Origin of the sequence: Brevibacterium album DSM 18261 (assembly GCF_000426445.1) — a bacterium.
GTDB classification, from domain to species: Bacteria; Actinomycetota; Actinomycetes; order Actinomycetales; family Brevibacteriaceae; genus Brevibacterium; species Brevibacterium album.
In genome coordinates this window covers 157550-176706 of the sequence record NZ_AUFJ01000013.1, presented here as the reverse complement: position 1 = coordinate 176706, position 19157 = coordinate 157550, and the positions used below count along the sequence as shown (strand labels likewise).

The following is a 19157-nucleotide window of genomic DNA, read 5'->3' as shown; positions in this document are numbered from 1 at the left end:
CGCCCGCGGCAGCGGCACCGGACGCACCCCGCACCCGCCCGCACCTCAGCTCTTGCGGTTGTAGATCACCATCGAGATCGGACCGAAGACCACGACGAGCACTGCGCAGTAGACGAGCACCATCGTGATCGAGCCGAGGTCGAAGGTCCCCGCCATGAGCTCGCGGATGCATCCCACCACCGTGGAGACCGGGTTGAACTCCGCGAACGCGCGGATGGGGCCGGGCATCGTCTCCGTCGGGGCGAAGATGTTGGAGACGAAGGTGAGCGGCATGAGGATGAACATCGACACGCCCATCGCCGCCTGCTCGGTGCGCATGAGCAGCGCCACCGAGGTCCACACCCAGGACAGGCAGAAGCTGAACACGAGCAGCAGCACGAAGGCCGCGAGCACCCCCGTCACACCGCCCTCGGGCCGGAAGCCCATGATGAAGCCGACCACGAGGATGATCACGCCCGCGAGCGTGAACCGCACCTGGTCCCCCAGCAGCGCGCCCACCAGCTGGGCCGGCCGCCAGACCGGCAGCGAGCGGAAGCGGTCGAAGATGCCCTTGGAGATGTCCCGGTTGAGCGTCAGCCCCGTGTACATCGTGATCATCACCAGCGTCTGCGCGAACACGCCGGGGATCAGCCACTGCACATAGGCGCCCACGGCATCGCCGCCCATCTGCGCATCGGAGACCGCCGCCCCGATCGATCCGCCGAAGACGTACGTCATCATCACCGTCATCATGATCGGGAAGACCGTGACGTCGAAGAGCTGCTCCGGGATGTGCTTGATCTTCAGCAGCGCCCTCCACCCGTAGGTGAGCGAGGCGCTCAGGGGGTTCGAGGGGCTGGGCCGCTCCTCGCGCGGCAGCAGCACGCCGCGGATCCCCGCGGATCCCGTCTCCCTCATGGCTGTCTGTGCGGTCATCGTCCCTCTCCCCCGTTCTCGCCCGCCGCCCTGGCGGACACCGTCGCCGAGGCTGCGGCAGCCTGCACGGCTCCCCTCGCCCGGCCTGCGTCCTCGTCTGTGCTCCTCGCATCTGCGCCGGCGTCGCCCGCCGCGGCGGCTCCCGCTGCCCCGGCAGCGGCACCGGCCGCGCCCGTGCCACCGGAGCCCGCCTCGGGCACGGTGCCCTCTTCGCCCTCGCCCTGCTCCGGTTCGGCCGGCCGGCCCGTGAGGGCGAGGAACACCTCGTCGAGGCTGGGCTGGCCCAGCGCGAAGGTCTCGACCTCGACGCCGGCGCCCTCGAGCGCGGCGAGCACGGGACCGGCGGCCTGGCCCTCCGAGAGCCGGGCCGTGAGCGCCGCGGCGTCCGGCTCGCGGATCACGTCCGCACCCAGTGCGGAGCCCATGAGCCCGGCGGCGCGTTCGCGGTCCGCGGGATCGGCGACCCTCACCTTGAGCGCGCCGGAGCCCACCTGCGCCTTGAGCCGGCCGGGCGTGCCCTCGGCGATCACCTTCCCGTGGTCGATCACGGCGAGCCGGTCCGCCAGCTGATCCGCTTCCTCGAGGTACTGGGTCGTCAGCAGCACCGTCGTGCCGCCGTCCACGAGGGTCCGGATGATGTCCCACACCTGGTTGCGGCTGCGCGGATCCACGCCGGTCGTCGGCTCGTCCAGGAAGATCAGCTCCGGCGTGACCAGCAGCGATCCCGCGATGTCGAGCCTGCGCCGCATACCGCCCGAGTACTTCTTCACCTGCCTGCCCGCCGCCTCGCTGAGGCCGAACGCCTCCATGAGGTCCATGCCGCGGCGCCGGGCCGCACGGCCGGAGAAGCCCAGCAGCCGCCCCAGCAGCACGAGGTTCTCGATGCCGGTGAGGTCCTCGTCGAGCGAGGCGAACTGACCGGTGAGGGCGATCCTCTCCCGGATCGCCCCGGCCTCGGCGAAGACGTCGTGGCCGAGCACGCGGGCCTGCCCGCCGTCCGGCCGCAGCAGCGTCGCGAGCATGCGGATGACAGTGGTCTTGCCCGCACCGTTGGGGCCCAGGACGCCGTAGATGCCGCCCCGGGCGATGGAGAGGTCCACGCCGTCGACGGCGGTGTTGTCTCCGAAGCGTTTGACCAGGCCGTGGGTCTCGACCGCAAGTTCGGTGCCGGGTGCGCTGTGTGCGCTCATCGGGTTCCCCTCTCCTCGTGCATCAGCTCAGGTGCGATCCGGAACCGGAAGCAGTGGGATCACCACCGGCACGGACGCCTCCGCGTCCCCGCGCACCCTTCTCGGTACACCGCACGCAGTAAACTTAGCGTACAGTGTCCGCAATAGACAAGTTCCCGTCTCCAGGAGCCGATGTGAGCGAGCAGAACCCGGTGAGCGAGCAGAACCCGCTGGCGCCCAGCCTGCAGCTCCTGTGGCATGGACTGCCGGAGTCGGACAGGGGCCCCAGGCCTCGGCTCACCCTCGCCCAGATCGTCGAGGCGGCCGTCGTCCTCGCGGACGGCGAAGGACTCGAGGCCCTCTCGATGCGTGCGCTGGCGCGGGAGCTGGGCGTCGGCACGATGTCGCTGTACCGCTATGTGCCCTCGAAGACCGAGCTGCTCAACCTCATGCTCGATGCCGTCGTGGCCGATCCGGCGGACGGGCATCCTGCCGCTGAGACGGCAGCGGTCCCGGCCGCCGGAGACGCGGACACGCACTGGCGCCGCTCGCTCGAGGAGGCCGCCCAGAGCGCGCGCAGGCTCTACCTCGCCCATCCCTGGACGATGCAGGCCACCTGGATGCGCCCCGTCCTGGGGCCCAATGCCCTCACCGGCCTCGACCGCAGGCTCGCCGGTCTGCGCGGGCTGCCCATGAGCGATCAGGAGAAGATGGGCATCCTCTCCGCGGTCGACTCCTATGTCATGGGAGCCCTGCGCCAGGAGATCCAGTGGCAGAGCGCTGCCGAGGACAGCGGCATGACCGACGACGAGTTCTGGCGCCACCAGATTCCGGCACTGTCGGCGGCCATGGCCTCGGGCCGCTTCCCGGAGATGGCCCAGTTGTCCGATGACACGTTCGACCTCACCTGGGAGGACGACTTCGACTTCGGCCTTGCACTGCTCCTGGACGGAGTGGAGCAGACCGTGGCACGCAGGCGCGCGGTCGGCAACGAGGACTGCTAGGGGCACGGACGGCGCCCACACAGCGAACCTTCTGCGAACTCCGGCCGGGTCACCGGGCCGCACGTCCGTGCCTGCGCCTAGGCTGAGTGGCGTGAACAGTCCGCACGCCAGCTCCCATCCGGATCCGCTCGCACCTCCGCCCGGTCTGCGCTGGTCCTCGAGCTACCGCACGCCGCGCGCCCGGTGGTGGAAGGGCGCCATCGGCATCGTGCTGATCCTCGCGTCCGTGTTCGTGCTCTCGACCGCCTTCTCGATGATCGCGGTCACGCTCGACATGGTCACCGGCATACAGGTCCTCGGACCTGGGGGCGCACTCCGGATGACTCCCCTGCTGCTCCTGGCCACCAACCTCTCGCTCATCGCGGCCGGCGGCATCGCACTCCTGCTCCACCGCTTCCTCTGCGGACTGCGCGTGAGCTGGTTCCACTCGCTCGGCCCCGGGCTGCGGATGCCGTGGCTCCTGACCTCCCTGGCGGTGGCGGCACCGGTCTACCTCCTCTTCGCGGCCTCGAGCCTCCTCGATCCCGCCTACCGCGACTTCGCGCTCGATCCGAAGGCCCTCGGCTTCCTCGCCGTCGTCGTCCTCACGACCCCGCTGCAGGCCGCGGCGGAGGAGTACATGTTCCGCGGGGTCGTCCAGCGGGCCGCCGGCTCCTGGGTGCGGAGCGGCACGGCCTCCCTCGTCATCGGCGCGCTGGTGAGCGCCGTGCTCTTCTCGATCGCCCATTTCGCCGCCGATCCCTGGCTCATCGGCTACTACTTCGCCTTCGGAGTGGGCCTCTCACTCCTCGCCCATCTCACCGGCGGGCTCGAGGCGGGCATCGCGGTCCATCTGGCCAACAACCTGTTCCTCCTGCTCCTGGCCTCCGTGACGGGCGAGATGGACGCCGGCTTCGACCGCTCCGCAGGGGTCGGCGGACCCATCCTGCTCGTGCCCATCGCGCTGCTCGCGGTCGTCGTGCTCGTCCTCGCGCGCCTGGCGCGGCGACGGGGGCTCACGACCGTCACCGCGGGTGAGCAGACCCCTGCGGGAGTTGGGATCGGCTCACCACACTGAGTGCGTCCTCCCTGGCGCATCGCCCGGGCACTCCATAGACTCGAATCAGTCAAAAGAAGGAGAAGACAGGTGGTCGTGCAGAAGATCGTCACGCCCCCGCCGCCGGCGTCCCTGTTCCTCGTCCTCACCCTCCGCCCCGGTGGTGAGGGACGGGTCCGCGAGGTGCTCACCGGCATCCCGGGGCTCACCCGCAGTGTGGGCTTCCGCGCCTCGGAGGCCCATCTCGTCACCGTGACGGGCATCGGCGCCGCCGCCTGGGACCGGCTCACCTCCGCGCCGCGGCCGGAGGGCCTCCACCCCTTCCCCGCCCTCGTCGGCGCCGTCCACTCGGCTCCCTCGACCCCCGGCGATCTCCTCCTGCACCTGCGGGCGGACCGCCTCGACCTCTGCTTCGAGTTCGCCCGGCTGGCCCTCGACGCCCTCGGCGATGCGGTGGAAGTCGAGGACGAGGTCCACGGCTTCCGCTACTTCGAGGTCCGCGATCTGCTCGGGTTCGTCGACGGCACGGAGAACCCGGAGGACGAGGACGCCGAGGTCGCCGTGCGGATCCCGGAGTCCGAGGACCCCGCGCAGGCCGCGTATGCCGGCGGCAGCTTCGTGCACGTGCAGAAGTACCTCCACGACCTGCACGCATGGGGAGAGCTGAGCACGGAGGAGCAGGAGCGGGTGATCGGCCGGACCAAGCTCGACGACGTCGAACTGGACGACGAGGTCAAGCCCGCCAACTCGCATGTGGCGCTCAACGACCTCGACGACCGCCCGGACGGCACACCGCGGGAGATCTTCCGTCACAACATGCCCTTCGGCACGCTGGGGGAGGACGAGTTCGGCACGTATTTCATCGGCTATTCCGGGGATCCCGCGGACACCGAGGAGATGCTGGAGAACATGTTCATCGGCAAGCCGCCGGGCAATCACGACCGCATCCTCGACTTCTCGACCGCGGTCACCGGCGCGATGTTCTTCGTGCCGCCCACCGCCCTGCTCGAGGCGTTCACGGACCTCCCGCCCGCCGCTGCCGCCGCCCTGGGGCCGGCCCCGGAAGCCGCCCCTGAGCCCGCCTCGGCGGCATCTCCGGCAGGCCCCTCCGCACCCGCCGCAGACGAGGCACCCGCCGCGCCCCGGCCGGTCTCCCCCTCGCTCCCGGCCGAGGCCGGTGCCGGCAGCCTCGGCATCGGCAGCCTCAGGACCACCGCCCGCACACCCAGCTAAGGAGAACGCACCATGACTGCCAACAACCTCCACCGCGAGCTCGCTCCCCTCTCCGAGGCCGCCTGGTCCGACCTCGAGGGCGAGATCGCCGAGACCTTCAAGAAGCACATCGCCGGCCGCCGCATCTTCGACATGCCGGAGCCGCGCGGGTTCGACTTCTCCGCGCTCACCACGGGCCGCACCGCGCACACGCAGACGGGCGTCCCCGAGGTGCGCGGCCTCAGCCGCACCTCGCTGCCCGTCGTGGAGCTGCGGGTGCCCTTCTCCGTGAGCCGGAGCGAGGCCGACTCCGTCACGCGCGGCAACCCCAACCCCGACTGGGACGCGGCCAAGGAGGCGGCCAAGCTCATGGCGAAGGCCGAGGACGGCGCCGCGTTCTCCGGGACCCGTGAGGGCATCGGCTTCCAGGGCGTGATCGCGGACAGCCCGCACAAGCCCATCCAGCTGCCCGGCGACATCACGGAGCTGCCCTCGGCCGTGGCCGAGGCGATCACGACCCTGCGCCTCGACGGCATCGGCGGGCCGTACCACCTGGTGCTCTCCGCGGAGCTCTACACCCAGCTGGCCGAGGCCGCCGACGAGGGCAATCCGGTGTCCGCGCACATCCAGCGGATCCTCCAGGACGGCGATGTCGTCTTCGCGCCGGCCATCGAGGGCGCCGTCGTCATCTCCGCGCGCGGGGGCGACTACGAACTGCACCTGGGTCAGGACCTCTCGGTGGGCTACGACTCGCACGATGCGACGACGGTGAACCTGTACCTGCAGGAGACCTTCACCTTCCGCATCGCGGAGGACTGCGCCGCGATCCACCTGCTGCCGTGACCGCCTGCTGCCGCGTCCGGCCGCTGACATGACGGATTGCTGACATGACCGAGCCGCGGCTCTTCTGGCTCAGGGACTGGAACCGGTTCGCCGGTGCGGTGGGAGCCGGGGTGCTCGTCGGTGCCGCGGTGCGCCTCTGGGAGGCCGCCGCCGGGGCGCCCACCGGCACCTCGCCCTGGCTCAGCGGCGCCCTGTCCGGCTGGCTCGCGTTCGTCCTCGTCCACGCCGTGTGGGTGTGCCTGTCCGTGCGCGGACTCGATGCGCGCAGGACCCGCATGCACGCGCAGCGGGAGGACCCTGTGCGCGCGGTCAGGGAGGGGCTGCACGTGGCCTCGGCGCTCGCCTCGGTGGCGGGCATGGGGGCCATGCTCCTGGCCTCGGGCTCGGATCCGGTCGGACGCGCCGTGAATGCCGGGCTGGGGCTGGCTGCGGTCCTGGGCGCCTGGGTGGTCGTCCAGCTCATGTACATGCTCCGCTATGCGGCGATCTACTACCGGGACGCACCCGCGGCGGACGCCTCCGCACCCGCGGAGGCGTCCCGGGTCGCCGCGGAAACCGTCACCGACGAGAGCGGCCGGGCGGACACCGCCTCGGCGATCCCTCCCATCGACTTCAACTCCCGCCAGGAGCCCACCTATGTGGACTTCGCGTACTTCGCATTCACGGTGGGGGCGTCCTTCGCGACCTCGGATGCGAGCGTCTGCACCACGGAGATGCGCAGGGCGGTGCTGAGCCACAGCCTGCTGAGCTTCTTCTTCGGCAGCGTCGTGCTCGCCTCGGCCACGAGCCTCATGCTGCAGCTCGTGAGCGTGAACTGAGCTGCGCGGGTCGGGCCGGCGCACTCACCGCACGGCGGAGCGCTGCTCCGGCGACGGGCCCCGGGGGATCGCGATCGAGAGCGCGGTGGCGGCGAGTGCGGCGCTGATCGCGATCCAGAAGCACACCGTGAACGCCGCTGCGGTGGGGTGGGGCACGCCGTCCGCATCGAGGCGGCTCATCGCCGCGAGGACCCCGCCCATGACGGCGGCGGCACTGGCGGAGCCGATCGAGCGGAACAGCGCATTGAGGCCGTTGGAGACCCCCGTCTTGCCGGCGGGCACGGCACGCATGATGATCATCGGCATGGCGGCGAAGGAGAACGCGATCCCCACGCCGATGAGCGCGTTCGCCGTCACCAGGTGCCACACCTCGCTCGACCACAGCAGCACGAACACATACGCGAGCACTACGGATGAAGCGCCCACGGTGAACAGCAGCCGCGGCCCGAACGTCCGCTCCAGCAGGCCGGAGAGCGGTGACAGCAGCATCATGATGATGCCGGAGGGCATGATGCACAGCGCGGCCTGGATCATGGTGAGGCCGAACCCCGCGCCCGTGGACTCCGGCATGACGAGCATCTGCGGGAAGCTGACATTGGAGCCGAAGAGCGCGAAGCCCATCCCGATCGCGGCGAGGTTGGTGAGCAGCACGGGAGGCCGCGACGCGACGCGCAGGTCCACGAGCGGCCCCCGCACGCGCAGCTGGTGGAAGCCCCACAGCAGGAGGATGACGCCGCCTCCGGCCGCCGAGGCGAGGGCGAGCGGAGAGGACCACCCCCAGTCCGCGCCTCGGGAGATGAAGAGCATGATTCCGGTCAGGCCCGCAGCGAGGCCGAGGGCGCCGGGGACGTCCAGCCTCCCGCCGGCCCGGAGGGTGTCGCTGGGCACGACCGCGGCGATGATCACGAGCCCCAGCAGGCCCAGACCCGCGGACATCCAGAACAGCACCAGCCAGTCCGCGTTCTGCGCCACATAGGCCGCGAGCGGCATGCCGATCGCGCCGCCCACGCCCATCGTCGCGCTCATGAGGGCGACGGCCGAGCCGAGGCGCTCGGGCGGCAGCACATCGCGCATCACCGCGATGCCCAGCGGGATGACGCCGATGGCCGCACCCTGCAGGCCCCGGCCGATGATGACGCCCAGGAGGGAGCCCGTGAGGGCGGCGACGAGCGAGCCGACGATCATGACGCCCATGAGGGCGAGGATCGCCCGGCGCTTGCCGTACATGTCGCCCAGGCGGCCGGAGATGGGGGTCGCGACGGCGGAGACGAGGAGGGTGATGGTCACGACCCAGGCGGTGTCCTCGCGCTCCGCGTCGAGGAGGAGGGGCAGTTCGCCCTGCAGCGGGACCACGAGCGTGAACATGAAGGCGGAGCACAGTCCGGAGAAGGCGAGCGCTGCGACGACCGCCCAGTCGGGAGCACGGCGGGAGAGGCGTCTGCGCCGTCTCCCGTCTCTTCCGCTCACATGCCGAGGTTAGCCCACGCCGTTCCCATGACCGCGCACCGGGTGCGGCTCAGCCCGTATCCGCCGAGTGAGCAGTTCCGGTCGGTCTGCGACGCTGAAACCTACAGGAACCGCTCACTCGGCGGGAGGCGCAGCGGGCGGCGCAGCGGGCGGCAGACCGGGGGTCAGCTCAGCGAGCCGAGGTACACATGCGTCGCATTCGGGAAGCGGTACACGCCGTCCGTGCTGTGCTCGTCGAAGATGCGCTCGAGCTCCGCGATGAGCGGCGCGCGGCCGGGATCGCCCTCCTTGGGGAAGTACGAGGTCGAGAGGTAGCGCCCCAGATAGGTCTCCCGGTCGAGGTCCTCGTCGTTGTCGAACACTGCATGCGAGCACCCGCCGGGGCCGAAGAACTCCGCGAGGTCCTCCTGCGTGACCGTCTCCCCCAGCGTGAGCGCCACGAAACCGCTCGCATGCTCCCGGAAGGCCTCGACCGTCTGCCGGATCGAGGGCTCCTCCGCGCGGCGGAAGTTCCAGATGATCGCCACCTGCCCGCCGGGCGCCAGGATCCTGCGGCACTCCTCGCGGAAGGCCCGCGCATCGAACCAGTGGAACGCCTGCGCCACCGTGACGAGGTCGACGCTCCCGTCGGCGAGGCTTGTGGACTCCGCAGGCATCTGCAGGGTCCGCAGCCCCGGACGGCCGCCGAGGTGTGCCTCCAGCTGGCCGAGCATGTCCGGATTGGGCTCCACCGCGGTGACCTGCCACCCGCGCTCCAGCAGTCCCGCCGTCAGCTTGCCCGTGCCGGCGCCGATGTCCGCGACCACGGCGGCTCCGGCCTCGGCCGCGTCGCGCTCGCTCCCCGCAGCATCGCCGGCTGCGGCACCGCTCCCGCCCACCGCCTGCTCCAGAAGGGCATAGCAGGCCTCGGGGTACCCCGGACGCGCACGGCTGTACACCTCGCCGAGGCCGGTGAACGCCTCGGCGCCCCCGGCGCTCACCCCTGCACCCCGCCCACGAACACGCGGGTGACGAGGGGGAAGCGGATGAGATCGGATTCGCGGTGCTCCTCGAACAGCGCGCGCAGCTCCTCGACGACGGGCTGGTAGGAGGCATCGCCCTCGCGCGGGGCGTACGTGGCGGAGAGGTTGCGGCCCAGGAACTCGTCCCAGGTGAGCATCTGGTCGTGCTCGAACTCCCGGTACTCGTAGCCCGCGGGCCGGAAGAAGTCCGCGAAATCGTCGGCGGAGACGCGGTGGTCCCCGCTGAACCCCGGGAAGTACGGCACATGCCGTTCGAAGACGGCCGCATTGGCCTGGACGAGCGCCGTCTCCCTGCGCCGGGAGTTCCACAGCAGCGCCACCTTGCCGCCCGGCTGCAGGATCCGGGCGCACTCCTCGCGGAAGGCCTCGGGGTCGAACCAGTGGAACGACTGTCCCGCCGTCACGAGGGTGATGGAGGAGTCCTCGAGCCTCGTGTCCTCCGCTGTGGCCTGCACCGTCGTGAGCAGAGAGGTCATCTCCGACTTCCTCTGCAGGACGGAGTACATGTCCGGATTGGGCTCCACGGCTACCGTCCGCAGCCCCGTGAGGACGAGCTCCTCCGACAGCTTGCCCGTGCCGGCACCCATGTCCGCGACCACGGCGCTGCCGGTGAGGCCGGCGCGATCGGCGAGCCACTGCAGACACGCATCCGGATAGCCCGGACGGAAGCGGTCGTACATTCCCGCCAGGCCGGTGAACCGTGTGGAGTTCTCATAAGCGGCTGCGCTCATATTCATGCGCCGTCGCTCCTCTCTGGGATTCCGGTCTGCCCCAGGCCCACGGACGACCCATTCGCGCAGGAACCGGCAGTGTGCGGAGCTGGTGCTTTTTTTGAGAATACCCAGTGAGGAACCGGCTGACTCCCCCAGAGGACATCGACTACCTCACAAGGGGTGACGTGCATCACGATCAGTGTGCGCCCCCTCACGCGCACACCCGCCCTGACAGCTTGACCTGCGCCCCGGAATCACATATAGACTTGGTGACATGCAACGCACCTCCTCCATCTGGGTCAGGGACCGCATCCGCCGCTGACGGCGAGCACCCGAGTCCCGCAGAATCGCCTCGGCCCCGAGCAGACGCGCCGCACTCCCATTTTCGGCTCCTCCTGCTGTGCCCCTGAGCGCACTGTCGCATCCCCGCGCTTCTGCACTCTTCGCCTCGCCGTCGGAACGCATGACCCCACGACGGCACTTCTCCGGCACCCTCTGCCGCGCACCCGTACCGGTTCGACCGCCTCGGCGACCGGGCCCAGCGATTCCGCACGCTCTCCGGCCCTGACCGGACCGCGCGCCGGATCCGCCCGCACCGTGCGCGCCGCGAACCGCCGAGCACCTGTGCCGTCCGCACCGGCTGGAACCGAACGGACGAAGACATGACCCTCACCCCCACTCACCCATCCGCGGGCGGGAGCGCCCATATCCGCGCCCGCGCCCTCACCCACACATTCAGCGGAACCCCGCTGCTGAACCGCGTCGACCTCGCCGTCGGCACCGGCACCCGCCTGGCCCTGGTGGGAGAGAACGGACGCGGCAAGACGACCCTGCTGCGCATCCTGGCCGGGCGGCTCGCGCCCGATTCCGGCACCGTCGAGCGCACGGGCAGCCTCGCCTTCGCGGAGCAGGAGCTCAGCGCGGAGGCAGGGGCGACGGTCGGCTCGCTCATCGCCGAGGCGATCGCCCCCGCCCGGTCCGCGCTCGCGGAGCTGGACGCGGCGGCGGCACAGCTGGCGGGAGAGGCGGAAGGCGCCTCCCCCGTTGAGAGCGGGGACGCCTCGGGCCCCGCTCCCGAGGACCGCTATGCCGCAGCCCTCGAGGCCGCCATGCGGCTGGACGCCTGGGACGCCGACAGGCGCGTCGACATCGCGCTGGAAGCGCTGGGCGCCTGCACGGACCGGGAGCGTCCGCTCGCGGAGCTGTCCGTGGGCCAGCGCTACCGGGTGCGCCTGGCATGCGTGCTGGGCGCGGCGCCGGACCTGCTCCTGCTCGACGAGCCCACGAACCACCTGGACGCCTCGGGCCTGGACTTCCTCACGCAGTCCCTGCGCGCGCACCAGGGCGGGCTCGTGCTCGTCTCCCACGATGCGGCCCTGCTCTCCGATGTCGCGGACGAGTTCCTCGACCTCGACCCCAGCTCCGACGGCCTGCCCCGCCGCTATGCGGGCGGCTGGGACGGCTGGCGGAGCGGCCGCGCACGGGAGCGCGAGGCCTGGCAGGCGGAGTACGACGAACAGCAGGCCGAGCACCGGCGGCTGAGCGAGGCCGTCGACGCCGCCCGCTCCCGCCTGTCCACCGGCTGGCGCCCCGACAAGGGCACGCACAAGCACCAGCGGCAGTCGCGCGCGCCCGGCGTGGTGCAGGCGCTGCGGAGGAGGGAGGGCGAACTGGCCGCGCACGCGCTCACGGTTCCTCCCCCACCGCCTGCCCTGAACTTCCCCGCCCTCCGTGCGGAGAAGGGCGCCCCGCTCATCACCGCCGAGGCCGTGGCGGTGCCCGGACGGTCTGCGGCACCGGCCTCCCTCACCCTGCGCGGGGGCGGGCGCCTCGTGGTGACCGGACCCAACGGGGCGGGGAAGTCCACCCTCCTGGCGATGCTCGCCGGTGCGCTGGAACCCGGCACCGGTGAGGTCCGCCCTCACCGCGGCGCGCGGATCGGGCTGCTGGGCCAGGAGGTGCCTGACTGGCCGACCGAAGCGCTGCCGTACCAGGTGCGCGAAGGAGCGGCTGCGCGCGCGACCGGGCCCGCGATGGGTGCCGGAGCCGCGAAGGGCGCCGGAGCCGCGGCTTCGGAGGGCGCCGAGGCTGCTGTGCCCGCCGGGCGCGAGGCGTTCTCCGAGAGCCGCGATCCGGGCGGGATGTTCGGCCTGCTGAGCGGCGAGGCCCTGCGCACGCGCGTGCGGCACATGTCGCAGGGGCAGCTCCGCAGGCTCCATCTCGCGACGGTCCTGGGCGCCTCCCCCACCGTCCTGCTCCTCGACGAGCCGAGCAACCACATGTCGATGCTGCTGGTCGAGGAGCTGCTGGACGCGCTGGAGGACACCTCGGCGGCGGTCGTGATCGCCAGCCACGACAGGCAGGTGCTGCGGAGGCTGGCCCACTGGCCGCGGCTGGAGCTGGGCGGTCTCTCGTCCAGCGCTGAGCCGGACGCCGGAGCTGAGCCGGTTGCCGGAGCCGGTGCGGACGCGCGCATGGCCTCACCCGCCGCAGGATAGGGGCGGCACACCGGCGCTTCCACTGTCGTCTGCCGTGCGAACCGTCGAACGCCGAAATCGGGTTCGCACGGCAGACGACAACCGCCGGGGCGGTGCGGCACGGCAGCTGCCGCGACGACCGCCGCGGCCGCGCGGCAGGGACGGATCAGGCTTCGGCGGCCCCCGCGGCGGGACCGGCCGCACGCGCCTCGGCAGCCTCGGCGGCGAGGCCCTTCTCCTGCCAGTCCTTCCCGTCGAGCAGCCTCGCGACCATCATGGACGAGGCCTGGTCGCCCACCGCATTGACGGTGGTGGCCGGGGCGTCCACCACGGTCCCGATGATCTGGATGACCGGGAGGGCCGCAGGCGGGAAGCCGTAGAGCGTGATGATCATGAGCTCGCCGATGAAGCCGCCCGAGGGAATGCCCGCCATCACCATGCCGGACAGCAGCGCGAAGGCGATCGCGGTGAGGATGGTGCCGGGTGTGAAGAAGTCGCGCTCGAAGATCGCGAAGAGGAAGGCGATCTTGAGGATCGCGCTGAGGCACGAGCCCTCCATGTGGATCGTCGCGCCCATGGGGATGATCGTCTCGCGGATGTCGCGGGGCACGCCGATGCGCGCTCCTGCGCGCAGGTTCGCCGGGATCGCCGCGACCGAGGACGAGGTGCCCACGGAGACCGCGAACGGCTCGATGATGTTCTTCCAGAAGCTCGCGAAGCCGCGCCTGCCTCCGGCCAGGAACGCGTAGAGCGAGAACGCGATGAGGAAGTAGCCGATCGAGACCGGGAAGTACACGAGGAAAGCCCGGAGGTACCCGCCCACCAGCTGCGGCCCGAGCTCGCCGACGAGCGCGGCGAAGTACGCACCCAGGCCGATGGGCGCGTAGTACATGATGAGCGAGGTGAACTTCAGGAAGACCTCGGAGCCGGACTGGAGGAATGCGTTGAAGGGCCGGCCCTTCTCCCCCAGCGTGCTCGTCGCGAAGCCCACGAGGATCGCGAAGACGATGAGGGCGAGCATGTTCTCCGCGGAGAGCAGCTTGGAGAAGTCGTCGACGACGAAGGAGCCCACGATCTGGTCGCCGAGGGACCCCTCGGTTTCCTCGACCGCCTCGGGCGCGGCGAGTTCGATGTCCATGCCGTTCGTCGGCTGGAAGACCCACAGCGCCGCGATCATGATCACGGAGGCGACGACGCCGGTGGCGATGAAGACGCCCATCATGCCGCCCAGGATTCCGCCGAGACGCCTGGCCGACTGCATGCCCGCCACCGCCGAGGCGATCGAGAGGAACACGAGCGGCACCACGAGCGTGAACATCATGTTGATGAAGAGGGTGCCGAACGGCTTGAGGACCGCGGCCCGCTCGCCGAAGACCAGGCCGATGATCGCGCCGATGAGCACACCGGAGAGGATCGCGAGCGGGAACCGGTAGCTGCGCAGGGCGGCGCGGAGCCCGGACTGCGGGTTCTTCCCCGCGGATTGGGTTGCATTCATGGGGCTCTGCCTCTCCTCATGCCGATCACGTCGTCAGCCACACCACTGTAGTCGGGCGGTGGCGGAGGTTCAGCGACTCGTCGCCGGGCGAGTGAGCAGGCCCCCCTGCTTCCTTCTCCGTCAGGTGAGCGTTTCCTGTCGCCTTTCGGGCCGAGAAGCGACAGGAAATGCTCACCCGGGGAGATGGGGCGAGAGGCGGGGCATGACGACGGAGGCCCCTTGCCCCGGCAGGCTCCGGCCCTCATGATGAGGGCATGGTGAATGGTGCCCTCCGCTCAGGTGTCCCTCCCATCAACGCCCGTGTCGCCGGGCTGGGCGGCTCGCCCATCCGCGAGCTGCTGCGGATCGCGACCGCGCCGGGCATGATCAGCTTCGCAGGGGGATCCCCGGCGAACGAGCTGTTCGACGTGGCCGGGGTGGCGCGCTCCTACGCCGAGGTGCTCGCCCAGCAGGGGCCTCGGGCGCTCCAGTACTCCTCCACGGAGGGAGAGCCGGAGCTGCGGGCCCGCATCGCCCAGTTCCTCACCGCCAAGGGGGTGTGGAGCACGGCCGATGACATCATCATCACCTCGGGCTCGCAGCAGGGTCTGGGGCTGATCGGCCAGGTGGTGCTCGACGAGGACGCGATCGTGCTCACGGAGAACCCCACCTTCGTCTCCGCGCTCCAGGCGTTCGCCCTGGGCGGCGCCCGCTTCCGGGCCGTCGAGACGGACGAGAGCGGGATGGTGCCCGAGGCGCTGGAGGAGGCGATCATCCGGCACTCGCCCCGCGCCGTCTACACGATCCCCACCTTCCAGAACCCCACTGGTGTGACCACCCCGCGGGAGCGGCGCAACGAGATCGCGGACGTGCTGGCCCGCCACGACATCTGGCTCATCGAGGACGATCCGTACTCGGAGATCCGCTTCCGCGACGAGCCCTACTCCCCCATCAGCTCCGATCCGCGCCTGGCCGGGAAGTCCCTCTACCTCGGCACACTGTCGAAGATCCTGGCGCCGGGACTGCGGATCGGCTGGATCCGCGGACCGCAGGAGGTGCTCGAGACCCTCACGACCACGAAGCAGGGCATCAGCCTGCAGACCTCCACGATCGACCAGCTCGCCGCACTACACTGGTGGGAGAACCACGACCTCGAGGAGAAGCTCGACCCCGTGCGCGCAGAGTACATGCGGCGCAGGGACGCGATGGTCGACGGTCTGGGGCACGCACTGCCGGAAGGATCGACGTTCAACAGGCCCGATGGCGGCATGTTCGTCTGGGCGAGCATGCCCGAGCCGTACGACGCCAACCATGCGCTGTCGGTCGCGATCGCCGATGGGGTCGTCTACATCCCCGGCTCCCAGTTCTACGTCTCCGATCCCGTGCCGGGGACGCTGCGACTGAGCTTCGTCTCCAACTCGGTCGAGAGGATCCACGAGGGCATCGAGCGCCTGCACCGTGTGTTCGCAGAGGACTACCGCGTCTGAGGGGCCCGAACCCGGTCGTTTCGGTGCGACGGCTGCACTGCCTTCTGCGGGCCTCCTCGTCTCCGGCGTTCCGCCCCGCGCAGGCACAGGCACCCCGCCTCCCCACCGGCGGCGACGGGCGCCCGCGCGGGACCTGCGCATTCCTCACGCCGCGCCCTCTACACTCACCCCATGAGCGCTCCCGCTGCCCGCCTCGGCCCCCGCGCATCGGACCGCTGCCCGGCATGCACCCCGCAGAGGCGCGGAAACCCGTGAACCGCCTGGTCAGAGCGCTGCTGGGACTCTTCGCCGCACCACGGGTGAACATGCGGGAGGACTATGAGCGCGTCCGGCGCCTGCAGCGCCAGCTCGCCGCCCGTCCCGTGCCCCGTTACCGGATCCTGGACAGGCAGATCATGTCCGCGGACGGCAGCCATCAGATCCCGGTGCGCGTGTTCCGCCCCCGGGAGCGGCGCCGCGAGGACGTCCTGCTCTTCTTCCACGGCGGCGGATGGGTCACCGGCGACATCGAGAGCTACACCCCCGCATGCACCACCATGGCCGAGCTCACCGGCTGCGTCGTGGCCTCCGTGGACTACCGGCTGGCGCCCGAGCACCCCTTCCCCGCCGGGCTCGAGGACTGCGTGCGCGCGACCCGCCTCCTCCTGGACGAGCCCGGGAGGGCGGAGATCGCGGACCCCGGGCGCCTCGTCCTCGTGGGCGATTCCGCAGGCGGCAACCTCGCCGCGGCCGTCTCGCTGCTGCTGCGCGAGGAGGGACATCCCGGCGCGCGCAGGCAGATCCTCCTCTACCCCGTGACGCACTGGGATCATGATCCGCGGACCTCGCCCTTCGCCTCCGTGCGCGCCCACGGTGAGGGCTACCGGCTCACGAACACGGAGATCCAGGACTACATGGACCTCTACGCACCCGATCCCGCCCAGCGCTGCGACCGGCTCATCTCCCCGCTCATGGCCGACGACCTCTCGGGTCAGCCAGCGACCCTGCTCATCACGGCGGAGCTCGACCTGCTCTGCGACGAGGGGGAGGACTACGGGCGCGCGCTGGCTGCGGCCGGGAACGAGGTGCGCGTCCACCGGGTCGGCGGGGCCCTGCACGGCTTCATAGCGCTGCCGCGCTTCGCCCGGCCCCTGCGGGAGGCCTACGAGGTGATCAACGCGTTCCTCGACGAGACCGCAGACACCGCGGGAGCCGGCGCATGAGCCGCCGGGTGGGCACGCGCCCGGCCTGGGCTCGGCTGGACAACGCCTCGAACATCTTCCTCGCCGCCCGCAGCGATGTGGACTCGAAGGTGTTCCGGCTCGCGGCCGAGGTCGATCACGAGGTGGACCCCGCCCTGCTGCAGGAGGCCCTCGACGCCGTCTGCGCCCGGTTCCCGATCTACCATGCGGTGCTCCGCCGCGGAGTGTTCTGGCACTACCTCCAGGACAGCGCGCTGCATCCGGAGGTCACAGCCGAGAACCAGTACACCTGCGCGCCCATCTATCAGCCGGACCGGCGCACGCTCCTCTTCCGGCTCGTCCACCACCGCAGACGGATCACCCTCGAGGTCTTCCACGCCCTGTCCGACGGCACCGGTGCCCTGTGGTTCCTCACCGATGTGGTGACGTCCTACCTGCGGCTGTGCAGTGCGGAGGACGACCGGCCCGCGGACGCCGAGGCGGACACCGAGGCGCTGGGTGCCGACCTGCTCCCCGCTCCGGCCTCGTCCGGTGTGGGCCCGGTCCCCGCTGCGGCCTCGGCGGGCGCCGTTCTCTCCGATGCCGATGATGCGGGCACAGGAGCGGATCCCGTCCACGAGCTCACGGCCGACAGCTTCGCGCACTACTTCCGGAAGCCCCGGCGGCGCGAGAGGAGGCGGAGCGGAGGGGAGCCCGAGGCGTTCCTCGAGGGCTCCGGGGACGCGGAATCCGGTCATCGCACAGCGCCTCCCCGCGAAGCGACACCTCCGCCTGAAGCGGCGCGCCCGCCCGAAACAGCGCAGGAGCGGCTGCTCGGCCTCTCCGCCGGGCGGGCGCATCGGGTGAAGGGCACGCGGACGCCGGACAACCGCACGCGCGCCGTCGAACTCACGATGCCGGCGGCGGACGTGCTCGCACTCGCGCGGGCGGAGCGCACCTCGCTCACGATGTACCTCACGGCGCTGTTCTTCGAGGCGATCCGCACGGCCGCCGAGGCGCGCTCCCCGCATGGGCTGGGCCGGCGCCGGACTGTGGCAGCCTCGGTGCCGGTGAACCTGCGCCAGTTCTTCCCCTCCTCCTCGCCGCGCAACTTCTTCACGACGGTGCGGGTGGCGCACACCTACGGTCAGGGCGCGGACGACCTCTCCGCGATCTGCCGCAGCCTCGAGGGCCAGTTCCGTCCGCAGACGGCACCGGCGGCCCTCGAGAAGAAGCTGCGGAGGTTCATCCGGTTCGAGCGGATGCCTCTGCTCCGCATCGTGCCGCGGGGAGCCAAGGACCTGCTGCTCCGGCTCATCAACGCGCTGAGCAATCGAGGGCTCACGGTCGCGGTGTCGAACCTGGGACGCGTGAGCCTGCCGGAGCCGGCGGAGTCCCGCGTGGGGCGGATGCTCTTCCACGTCTCCGCGGTGCGGCCGCAGTTCTGCGCCGTCTCCCACGGCGGCCTGCTCACCGTCACCTTCACCTCGCCGTTCACGGAGACCGACCACGTCCGCGAGTTCGCGCGGATGCTGACAGGGGCCGGGGTGCCGGTGACGGTCGCCTCGGCGCGCGTGACGGAGCAGGAGCTCGCCGAGGCCGCCCTCGCCGAGCTGGCCCAGGCCTGCGGGCGGCGCAGCGCCCCCGGCCGGGCGGAGGATGCGGACGGCACACAGGAGGAGCGGGGATGAGACGCTGCGCCGACTGCTCCGTGGACGTCGAGGGCGACTGGGAGCGCTGCCCCCTGTGCGCCTCACCGCTTGCAGGGACGCCTGGCCCGAGCCCGTTCCCGGCAGTCCCCCTGTCCTTCTCGCGGAGGAGGGTGCTCCGGGTGCTCGTGCTCGCCTCGCTCGCGGTGGTGCTCGCGTCCTTCCTCGCGCAGCTCCTGTTCCGGCATGAGGACGACAGCGTGGGGGTGCTGCGCGCGGTCTGGCTGGGAGTGAGCACGATGTGGCTCGTGGTGCTCATGGCGGTGGGCAAGCGCCGCAACGTCGCGAAGGGGACCGTGTACCTCGTGGTGGTCGTGGGAGGGGTGTGCGCGTACTGGGACTATCTCTCCGGCTGGGACGGCTGGTCCCTCTCCTATGCCGTGCCGGTGGTCTGCGCCTGTGCGATCGCGGCCGTGCTCATCACGGTCAGGGTGCTGCGCATGGAGGTGGGCGAGCACATCGTCTACAGCGGACTCACCGTGGTGCTCGGCCTGGCGCCGCTCGTGTTCCTGGCCCTCGGCTGGGTCGCCGATCCGCTGCCCTCGATCTTCTGCGGCGCGCTCAGCATCGCGGCCCTCGCACTGCAGCTGGTGCGCGAGCAGGAGCTGCGGCACGAGCTCGCCAAGCGCCTGCACCTGTAGAGTGCTCGCG

16 protein-coding genes are annotated in these 19157 nt (G+C 71.1%); 10 read left to right on the top strand and 6 right to left on the bottom strand.

Features of this window, described 5'->3' with window-relative positions:
- Window positions 1-45 precede the first annotated feature (45 nt).
- Both K318_RS0111085 and K318_RS21235 read right to left on the bottom strand, forming a co-directional pair.
- The gene (locus tag K318_RS0111085; protein ID WP_029089537.1) at window positions 46-915 is read right to left on the bottom strand and encodes an ABC transporter permease; all 870 of its coding nucleotides are present in this window, start codon (window positions 913-915) and stop codon (window positions 46-48) included.
- A complete protein-coding gene (locus K318_RS21235; RefSeq protein ID WP_084500070.1) occupies window positions 912-2105 on the bottom strand; it encodes an ATP-binding cassette domain-containing protein in 1194 nt (397 codons plus the stop codon). The genes K318_RS0111085 and K318_RS21235 overlap by 4 nt, the downstream gene beginning before the upstream one ends.
- A 173-nt stretch (window positions 2106-2278) precedes the next feature.
- Here K318_RS21235 and K318_RS0111075 point away from each other — a divergent pair, with 173 nt between their 5' ends.
- The 5 genes from K318_RS0111075 to K318_RS0111055 all read left to right on the top strand — a co-directional run bounded on the left by K318_RS0111075 (window position 2279) and on the right by K318_RS0111055 (window position 6997).
- Window positions 2279-3088 carry a TetR/AcrR family transcriptional regulator gene (locus K318_RS0111075; RefSeq protein ID WP_051297893.1) on the top strand — a complete coding sequence of 270 codons (810 nt, stop codon included), beginning with the start codon at window positions 2279-2281 and terminating at the stop codon, window positions 3086-3088.
- A gap of 91 nt (window positions 3089-3179) precedes the next feature.
- Window positions 3180-4145, top strand: coding sequence for a CPBP family intramembrane glutamic endopeptidase (locus K318_RS21230; protein ID WP_051297892.1), 966 nt, complete (start codon window positions 3180-3182; stop codon window positions 4143-4145).
- A gap of 69 nt (window positions 4146-4214) precedes the next feature.
- Complete coding sequence (locus K318_RS0111065; protein WP_029089535.1) at window positions 4215-5357, top strand: Dyp-type peroxidase; 1143 nt, start codon at window positions 4215-4217, stop codon at window positions 5355-5357.
- Window positions 5358-5369: 12 nt separating this feature from the next.
- The gene (locus K318_RS0111060; RefSeq protein ID WP_029089534.1) at window positions 5370-6179 is read left to right on the top strand and encodes a family 1 encapsulin nanocompartment shell protein; all 810 of its coding nucleotides are present in this window, start codon (window positions 5370-5372) and stop codon (window positions 6177-6179) included.
- A gap of 44 nt (window positions 6180-6223) precedes the next feature.
- Complete coding sequence (locus K318_RS0111055) at window positions 6224-6997, top strand: DUF1345 domain-containing protein (protein ID WP_029089533.1); 774 nt, start codon at window positions 6224-6226, stop codon at window positions 6995-6997.
- A gap of 24 nt (window positions 6998-7021) precedes the next feature.
- Here the strand turns inward: K318_RS0111055 and K318_RS0111050 are convergent, their stop codons facing one another.
- The 3 genes from K318_RS0111050 to K318_RS0111040 form a co-directional block, all read right to left on the bottom strand.
- On the bottom strand, window positions 7022-8464 hold the full coding sequence (locus K318_RS0111050; RefSeq protein WP_029089532.1) for an MFS transporter: 1443 nt from the start codon (window positions 8462-8464) through the stop codon (window positions 7022-7024).
- Between the two features lie 164 nt (window positions 8465-8628).
- Window positions 8629-9444, bottom strand: a complete 816-nt coding sequence (locus tag K318_RS21225) for a class I SAM-dependent methyltransferase (RefSeq protein WP_051297891.1) — start codon at window positions 9442-9444, stop codon at window positions 8629-8631.
- Complete coding sequence (locus K318_RS0111040) at window positions 9441-10223, bottom strand: class I SAM-dependent methyltransferase (protein WP_051297890.1); 783 nt, start codon at window positions 10221-10223, stop codon at window positions 9441-9443. The genes K318_RS21225 and K318_RS0111040 overlap by 4 nt, the downstream gene beginning before the upstream one ends.
- 638 nt (window positions 10224-10861) lie before the next feature.
- Between K318_RS0111040 and K318_RS21220 the strand changes: the two genes are divergently transcribed.
- The gene (locus tag K318_RS21220) at window positions 10862-12697 is read left to right on the top strand and encodes an ABC-F family ATP-binding cassette domain-containing protein (protein ID WP_051297889.1); all 1836 of its coding nucleotides are present in this window, start codon (window positions 10862-10864) and stop codon (window positions 12695-12697) included.
- Between the two features lie 145 nt (window positions 12698-12842).
- Here the strand turns inward: K318_RS21220 and K318_RS21215 are convergent, their stop codons facing one another.
- On the bottom strand, window positions 12843-14171 hold the full coding sequence (locus K318_RS21215) for a dicarboxylate/amino acid:cation symporter (RefSeq protein WP_051297888.1): 1329 nt from the start codon (window positions 14169-14171) through the stop codon (window positions 12843-12845).
- A gap of 254 nt (window positions 14172-14425) precedes the next feature.
- On the opposite strand from K318_RS21215, the gene K318_RS0111025 reads away from it, so the two are divergent.
- The 4 genes from K318_RS0111025 to K318_RS0111010 all read left to right on the top strand — a co-directional run bounded on the left by K318_RS0111025 (window position 14426) and on the right by K318_RS0111010 (window position 19147).
- On the top strand, window positions 14426-15637 hold the full coding sequence (locus tag K318_RS0111025) for an aminotransferase-like domain-containing protein (protein ID WP_035281580.1): 1212 nt from the start codon (window positions 14426-14428) through the stop codon (window positions 15635-15637).
- Between the two features lie 251 nt (window positions 15638-15888).
- Window positions 15889-16839, top strand: coding sequence for an alpha/beta hydrolase (locus tag K318_RS0111020; RefSeq protein WP_245579867.1), 951 nt, complete (start codon window positions 15889-15891; stop codon window positions 16837-16839).
- On the top strand, window positions 16836-18488 hold the full coding sequence (locus K318_RS25020) for an alcohol acetyltransferase (protein ID WP_245579866.1): 1653 nt from the start codon (window positions 16836-16838) through the stop codon (window positions 18486-18488). The genes K318_RS0111020 and K318_RS25020 overlap by 4 nt, the downstream gene beginning before the upstream one ends.
- Complete coding sequence (locus K318_RS0111010) at window positions 18485-19147, top strand: DUF6320 domain-containing protein (protein ID WP_029089528.1); 663 nt, start codon at window positions 18485-18487, stop codon at window positions 19145-19147. The genes K318_RS25020 and K318_RS0111010 overlap by 4 nt, the downstream gene beginning before the upstream one ends.
- Window positions 19148-19157: the final 10 nt, after the last annotated feature.

Bases quoted from the DNA above. Each gene is read 5' to 3' on its own strand.
- K318_RS0111060 (WP_029089534.1), top strand. From the start codon at position 5,370: ATGACTGCCAACAACCTCCACCGCGAGCTCGCTCCCCTCTCCGAGGCC.
- K318_RS0111085 (WP_029089537.1), bottom strand. From the start codon at position 915: ATGACCGCACAGACAGCCATGAGGGAGACGGGATCCGCGGGGATCCGC.
- K318_RS0111025 (WP_035281580.1), top strand. From the start codon at position 14,426: ATGGTGAATGGTGCCCTCCGCTCAGGTGTCCCTCCCATCAACGCCCGT.
- K318_RS0111040 (WP_051297890.1), bottom strand. From the start codon at position 10,223: ATGAATATGAGCGCAGCCGCTTATGAGAACTCCACACGGTTCACCGGC.
- K318_RS25020 (WP_245579866.1), top strand. From the start codon at position 16,836: ATGAGCCGCCGGGTGGGCACGCGCCCGGCCTGGGCTCGGCTGGACAAC.
- K318_RS21215 (WP_051297888.1), bottom strand. From the start codon at position 14,171: ATGAATGCAACCCAATCCGCGGGGAAGAACCCGCAGTCCGGGCTCCGC.
- K318_RS21235 (WP_084500070.1), bottom strand. From the start codon at position 2,105: ATGAGCGCACACAGCGCACCCGGCACCGAACTTGCGGTCGAGACCCAC.
- K318_RS0111010 (WP_029089528.1), top strand. From the start codon at position 18,485: ATGAGACGCTGCGCCGACTGCTCCGTGGACGTCGAGGGCGACTGGGAG.
- K318_RS0111055 (WP_029089533.1), top strand. From the start codon at position 6,224: ATGACCGAGCCGCGGCTCTTCTGGCTCAGGGACTGGAACCGGTTCGCC.
- K318_RS21220 (WP_051297889.1), top strand. From the start codon at position 10,862: ATGACCCTCACCCCCACTCACCCATCCGCGGGCGGGAGCGCCCATATC.